At 62.6% G+C, this 5,538-nt stretch carries 7 protein-coding genes and 1 pseudogene; 5 read left to right on the top strand and 3 right to left on the bottom strand.

The features are described 5' to 3' along the window. Nucleotides 1-314, bottom strand: a 314-nt coding sequence (locus CFB24_RS22000; RefSeq protein ID WP_141098580.1) for a hypothetical protein, incomplete at its 3' end; no start/stop codon positions are given. A 100-nt stretch (nucleotides 315-414) separates the two neighbouring features. Then, the gene (locus CFB24_RS21995; RefSeq protein ID WP_088522751.1) at nucleotides 415-1,233 is read right to left on the bottom strand and encodes a BRO-N domain-containing protein; all 819 of its coding nucleotides are present in this window, start codon (nucleotides 1,231-1,233) and stop codon (nucleotides 415-417) included. Between the two features lie 626 nt (nucleotides 1,234-1,859). On the opposite strand from CFB24_RS21995, the gene CFB24_RS21990 reads away from it, so the two are divergent. The 5 genes from CFB24_RS21990 (at nucleotide 1,860) to CFB24_RS21970 (ending at nucleotide 4,966) form a co-directional block, all read left to right on the top strand. After that, nucleotides 1,860-2,309: a hypothetical protein gene (locus CFB24_RS21990; protein ID WP_088522750.1), complete on the top strand. Its 450-nt coding sequence runs from the start codon at nucleotides 1,860-1,862 to the stop codon at nucleotides 2,307-2,309. A gap of 14 nt (nucleotides 2,310-2,323) precedes the next feature. After that, nucleotides 2,324-3,088, top strand: coding sequence for a hypothetical protein (locus CFB24_RS21985; RefSeq protein ID WP_088522749.1), 765 nt, complete (start codon nucleotides 2,324-2,326; stop codon nucleotides 3,086-3,088). Then, complete coding sequence (locus CFB24_RS21980; RefSeq protein WP_088522748.1) at nucleotides 3,085-3,873, top strand: hypothetical protein; 789 nt, start codon at nucleotides 3,085-3,087, stop codon at nucleotides 3,871-3,873. Before CFB24_RS21985 ends, CFB24_RS21980 begins: the two co-directional genes overlap by 4 nt. After that, nucleotides 3,870-4,547: a hypothetical protein gene (locus CFB24_RS21975; RefSeq protein WP_088522747.1), complete on the top strand. Its 678-nt coding sequence runs from the start codon at nucleotides 3,870-3,872 to the stop codon at nucleotides 4,545-4,547. Before CFB24_RS21980 ends, CFB24_RS21975 begins: the two co-directional genes overlap by 4 nt. Nucleotides 4,548-4,693: 146 nt before the next feature. Further along, complete coding sequence (locus tag CFB24_RS21970; protein ID WP_141098579.1) at nucleotides 4,694-4,966, top strand: hypothetical protein; 273 nt, start codon at nucleotides 4,694-4,696, stop codon at nucleotides 4,964-4,966. A 350-nt stretch (nucleotides 4,967-5,316) separates the two neighbouring features. Here the strand turns inward: CFB24_RS21970 and CFB24_RS21965 are convergent. Beyond that, a pseudogene (locus CFB24_RS21965) lies at nucleotides 5,317-5,538 on the bottom strand (hypothetical protein); the annotation flags it as partial.

The following is a 5,538-nucleotide window of genomic DNA, read 5'->3' as shown; positions in this document are numbered from 1 at the left end:
CCGACGGCGGCGGCGAGCTCCTTCAGCAATCGCGCCATCTCGCGCTGCTGCTGGATCATCAGGGTGATCAGATCGCGCAGGCTTGGGCCTTCGTCGTCAGGCTGTGCGGGGGTGAGGATCTCGATCAGATGCGCGAGCAAGCCGTGAACGGCCGCGACTTCCTCGCGCAGCATGCCGGTCGCTTCCAGGCCGGCGTTTTGACCTTGGTCGATCCCCTTGGCCAAGGCGATGAGCTTTATGAGCGCCTCACGGGTGTCGAGGGGGGCGTCTGACTGGGCCTGCTCGGGGGCCGGGTTGTTTTCGGAGTCGGTCATGGAAGGCGGTCCTGTCCTGCGGGTGCCATCGCCGGAGGAGCGCTCCGGCGGCAGGATCAGGATCGGGGCGGTTGGCGCGAAGTTGAAACGAGCGCCGCAATCAGTGTTTGCTGGGCGGCGTTTCATCTTCCTTGTTCATTTTCACCTCTTTCAGATAGTCCAGGAGGGGGTCCTCCGCCGTGCCGGACGATCCGACCAGGGCGCGCAGCTTGGTCAGGACCGGCTGAAGGCGGCGCCATTCGATATCGAGCTCCCGCGCCTTGAGGGCCAAGAGCGTCGTCAGATCCAGCGTGCTTTCGCTCAAGAGGCCGGGCAGCGCCGTCCTGCAATGGGGGCAACGCTCCGTGAAACTGGTGAGCGTTGCGGTGTTGAAGGCTTGGGCGGTGGTTGTCGACCGTTCGATGATCGCCGTGATCGGAGCCAGGTTTTCGAAGAGCTGGTCGACCAGGCTGATGGTGTCGATGACGGTCACGGCCACTTCCTGGCCGCGCGCGCGCTCTTTCTTCAACCGTTCTGGATTCGCGACCGGGGCGATCTTGGGCTGTTCGAGCGAGGGCGTCTGGTACTGGCCGGTCTTGCGGATTTGCGGCAGGACTTCTTTTGCGACCCACTGGAAAAAGCGTCGCGCTGCAGGTTTGCGGCTTCGGAAGATCAGATGATAAAGGCCGGCCTCGTTGACCGCGTTGAAAGTCCGAAGCCCCCGGTTCGTGTCATTTGAAATGACGCGAACGTCTTCGGCATTCACATCATAGAGCGTGGATCTTGAGTTCTTAATTCCCAACACGGCGCACACATCCTTGACGACGAACCACGGCTCGCCATCCTCGACGCTGGTGCGAACCGCCTGGCTGTCGAACATGAATGGGCTCTGAGGGAGCGCGCCTGTCGGCGCGGCGACCTTCTTCGACTTTCCAGCCATCGTCTCTATCTCCTGACTACAAGCGCTTAGGCGTGGTTTCCGCGACCGTTGCGGCTGGCCGCGCCGCCGGGAACCATCCCCGGCTCAGGATCAGGATCGAGGCGAGCGGCGCGAAGCCGAAGCGGCAAAACCAAGGGCCGGGCGCATCCGCGCCTGGAGGCCTTCTGTCTCTGGCGGCGACCTGAGAGGCGCCGCAGGCCTCTCGCCAAGCCCGCATTCGGCCGGTTCTGGCGGCGGCAGCGGCTCGGAGACCCTCATTTTGGCAAATTGGGGCTAGAGCCTCACAGGCGGCCAAGATTGGATGCGGCGCCCTCCCAGCGCGAAAGCCAAGAATGGCCGCCAGCGGTCTTCTCTGTCGATCTGACGCCCTTTCTAGGCGCGCAGCGTTCTCTCTTCCGCCTGCGCTGCCGCCGGAGGCGGCAAGTCCGCGCGCGCGGACCGCACCCAGGGTGCATTGGTCCGTATGGGATCCTTTTCGGGATTCTTGCTGTTGCTCTGATGTAGCTTCGCTGTTGCTCTCTTGTTGCCCTGCTGTAGCGGCTCTGTAGCTCTGCTGTAGCGCCTCAGCGCCTCCTTGACGGGCCTAAGCCCCTACTGGCGCGTGAGAGGCTTTTGGCGCACACGCGATGCGCGCGTTAGCGCCATGCCTGGTCGTCGATTACAAAATTCTCTTTGGGCGAATTTTCGAGATCGAATTCGCGCCGATGACTGGTCTCATCCTCTGCGACATGGAGCCGCTGGAGGTGAGCATGAACGGTGACAGGATCGAGGATTCGGCGCGACCGGAGCCGCCGATGGCGTCAAAACGCTTGAGGGCTGCGGCCTGCATGGCGCGCCCCCAGCATCATTCTCCTTTGTATTGGTGGCTCCGCGATCATCGCGACGAACTTCGTCGGACCGAGGTCGCCGGTGGTGGGTCACTGCCTTGGGCCCAGGTCTGCAGCGATCTCTCGGCTGCAGGAATTGGAATGTCGGATGGCAGGCCCGTTACGCCCGCGACGGCGAAGGCGGTCTGGCTCCGCGTGCTCACCGAAAAGACGGACGCCCGCGCGGCCGACGCCATCATGAAGTCGTAACAGGCGGCCTCTCGATGGACGATAGCGACGATAAGGCGATGAAATCGCCCGGGCCGGTGCGTCTCTCCAAGAAGGAGAACGATGAGATCATACAGCGGGTCGCGCGCCCTTCATGGCGCTCGCCCCTTTATTGGTGGTTGATCGAGAACCATGACGAATTGCGTCAGGCGGAGTTCAATACTGGGCGCGGCGTGACTTGGACAGACATTTGCGCCCGGCTCGCGGAGCTCGGAATCACGCTGGCCGATGGGCGACCAGTCAAACCGTCCACGGCGCGAATAAACTGGCAGCGGGTCCGCAAGGAAGTCGCGCGTCTCGAGCAACGCCGCGCGCGCGAACTCGCCGAACAAGAGGCGCGGCGCGCGGCTGATCCGCGGCGGAACATGCCGTCGCGGTTTGGCAAGAACTTTTCCCCTGGGCCGCCGCTGTCGGACGTTCAACCGCCTCGTCACTCCGGGCAATTGATCGTTGCGCCAGCGGCTTCAAGGGCGATCGCGCCAAGCACGGGTCACCTGACGCTCGATGAGCAAATGGCGATGGGCCTGCAATTGTCGACCGCATTGGGCGTGGTCGTGACCGAAATCAGCCGCATCACCAAGCTGCCCGACGCGGTGGAGGATTTCGAATTCCATCCAAATGGAATCATCAAGAGCAAACAGACGGGATGGTCGTCTGCATTGGAGACAAAGCAGCAGCAAAACAAGCTCAGTGGCCGTCCGATCAATGACGACACTGACAAGATGTACCGCAAATGTGGATTGGAGATTGAAAAGCTATGACCGATATTCTGGCTATTGACCACGAACACGCGACCTCTTCGGAGCGCAACCCCGTCCTCGCCGTGCGGTTTGGCCGCGGTCGCACCGGCGGAACCACTTTTCTCGACTTCCTGGTCCAGCGCGCGCGCCGGAATGGCCGCGATCTCCTGATCGCTGACGGCGATCGCAACAACGCGACCCTGTCCGGACTTTATCCGCCTGGCGCGCCGGGCGGAGCCGTGCAGCCGCGCAGCAGCGAAATCGCCGACGCGACCGAATGGGTCACGGAGGTTTGCAGCCGGATGGCGGAGGAGCGCGTGTCCATGGTTCTCGACATGGGCGGCGGCGACAAAGTTTTGTCCGAACATGCCAACGACATGGCGCTCCCCGAATTCTGCGCGGCGTCGGGGATCGATCCGCTGGCGATCTACATGATGGGACCGGATCGGGACGATTTCGAGCATGTGTCGAGCATCTTTAAGGCAGGCTACTTCCAGTCCGAACGCGCGCTGCTCGTTCTGAACGAAAGCATGGTGAAGGCTGGCAAGGGAGCGGCGGGCGCCTTCGATTTCGTGTTCGATGAAGACGAGTTCGACAACATCATCAAGCTTGTCAAAATCGTGCGGATGCCCAGGCTGGCCTGCATGGACGCGATTCGAGCGGAAGGAATGACGTTCTTCCAGGCGGCGGCCGGGCAAAAAGGGGCGAGCGGCCGCGCGCTTTCGCTCGGGCATCAGTTCATGGTCAAGACTTGGCTGAACCGCATGGAACAGGCGGTCGCGGCGGTCCAGGACTGGCTGCCATGAGCGAGCTCAAGCCGCGCGCGGAGCGCCTCGCCAGTCTTCGCGAGCGCGCCCGCGAGATGGAGGAAGTCCTCAAGGAGGAAGGCTTCGAGCAAGACGGCTCCCATGCCGTCTTTGTTCGGTGGCAGCGCCAATCGATCGAAGAACTGGGCGAGCTTCTTTTCGAGGCCGAACAGACCTTCGGAAAGCTCATGGAGGTCATGTGCCGCCGTCTCGAGGAGACGAAAGCGCTCGGCGACAAGGAGGTCGGGCGACTGAAAATCATGTTCGCAGGCGGGGAGAAGGCGATCGCGCTCGGCAAGCAGGCGGCGGAGACGGCTATTGCGGCCAGCGAGCGGGCGGAGAAGGAGTTTCAGCGCTCCGTCGCGCAGATCGCGAAGGAGCTGTCGAGCCGGCTGATCGAATCCAGCCAGGATTGGCTGGTGTTGAAGCAGACCAGCCGCAATCGAAGGGACGCCTGGATGCTGGCGCTGGCCGTCTCCGTGACGGCTGTCGGCATATTCATTGGCGGGTATGTGGCGCGCGTCTTCCAGGATGATCGCGTCCTATCCGGCTTTGCTGAAATTGAGGCAAAGCTCGGACAATGCAGGCAGAACGCGGTGCAGGTTCGCGACGGGCGCGGCGTGATCCGAACCGCGTGCTGGCTCGATGAACTCGCTCCCAAACCACGCTTGTGATCGGAGGCAGACGGTGGCGGCGTTGCAATGACGTCGCTCCGCGCCTTGCATGACTCGATGGCGGTTATTTGCTATAGATCAATTACCATCCAACCGCTCGGCGCAAGTCTGCTTTGGCTTTGATTAAACTATTACTGGGAGACGCGATGCCCAACGCATTGCAAATATTGAAAGAGTGCGCGTTGATCGATCTTCGATTTGCGCAGCTCGATGTGGAATTTGATGGCAGCCGTGAAGCCGTCGCTCGCGCCCTGCATCATGCCGACGAGGCCAGAGCTTATCTCTCGATCCTGTTGGCGCAGATGAGCGACGATGTCGCTGAGGAAGATGAAAGCGCCGATGGAGTTGAAAGCGCCGAAGCCGCCTCGACCGAACGCTCGATCAGCGAGGTGGTCCTGTTGCGGTCCGCGACGTCATAGCCTCATTTTCGCCAGAATGCCTCCACAGCTATAAGACATAACTCTCCCCGACGAGCCGTGGATTGCATCCTGGCGTTCAAAGGCCCGCTCCGGTGTCGCGACACCACTGGAGCGGGTCTGATTTTTCGTGCTGACGCCGCTCCCGACACGACGAGGCGCCCGAATGGCCACATGGGGCGATCAGGGAAGGAAGTCACAGGGCAGGGGCGGAAGAGCGAGGGTCGGCCGCGGTTATGCGCCGGTCTCGCAGCTTTCCGACGGACTGGATGGCGCGGACGCCCGCCAAGCAACCAGCAAAAAGCCCGGCGTCGTGCGGACGTCGGGCGGGCGGAAGCATATGAGCACCGGCCTCAGGCCCAGGCGACATGGGTGGCTCCGGCTTCGAAGGCGCGGTTGACGAGGATCGAGAGGTCCTCGAGGCGGCGCTCGATGTAGCCCTCGGAGCGGCCACAATCGATGACGAGCATCCGGCCGGGCTCGCGGTCCTCGGTGACGGGGATTTCGGGGGAGCGATGACCAAGCCGCTTGCGCCGCGCGACCGTAAGCACCGCCCGGAAGCAGGCGATCGGCCA

Origin of the sequence: Rhodoblastus acidophilus (assembly GCF_900187365.1) — a bacterium.
GTDB classification, from domain to species: Bacteria; Pseudomonadota; Alphaproteobacteria; order Rhizobiales; family Beijerinckiaceae; genus Rhodoblastus; species Rhodoblastus acidophilus.
Note: the sequence above shows the minus strand (reverse complement) of the source record. Positions and strands in the feature narration are given on the sequence as shown.

Bases quoted from the DNA above. Each gene is read 5' to 3' on its own strand.
- CFB24_RS21985 (WP_088522749.1), top strand. From the start codon at position 2,324: ATGGACGATAGCGACGATAAGGCGATGAAATCGCCCGGGCCGGTGCGT.
- CFB24_RS21970 (WP_141098579.1), top strand. From the start codon at position 4,694: ATGCCCAACGCATTGCAAATATTGAAAGAGTGCGCGTTGATCGATCTT.
- CFB24_RS21995 (WP_088522751.1), bottom strand. From the start codon at position 1,233: ATGGCTGGAAAGTCGAAGAAGGTCGCCGCGCCGACAGGCGCGCTCCCT.
- CFB24_RS21990 (WP_088522750.1), top strand. From the start codon at position 1,860: ATGCGCGCGTTAGCGCCATGCCTGGTCGTCGATTACAAAATTCTCTTT.
- CFB24_RS21975 (WP_088522747.1), top strand. From the start codon at position 3,870: ATGAGCGAGCTCAAGCCGCGCGCGGAGCGCCTCGCCAGTCTTCGCGAG.
- CFB24_RS21980 (WP_088522748.1), top strand. From the start codon at position 3,085: ATGACCGATATTCTGGCTATTGACCACGAACACGCGACCTCTTCGGAG.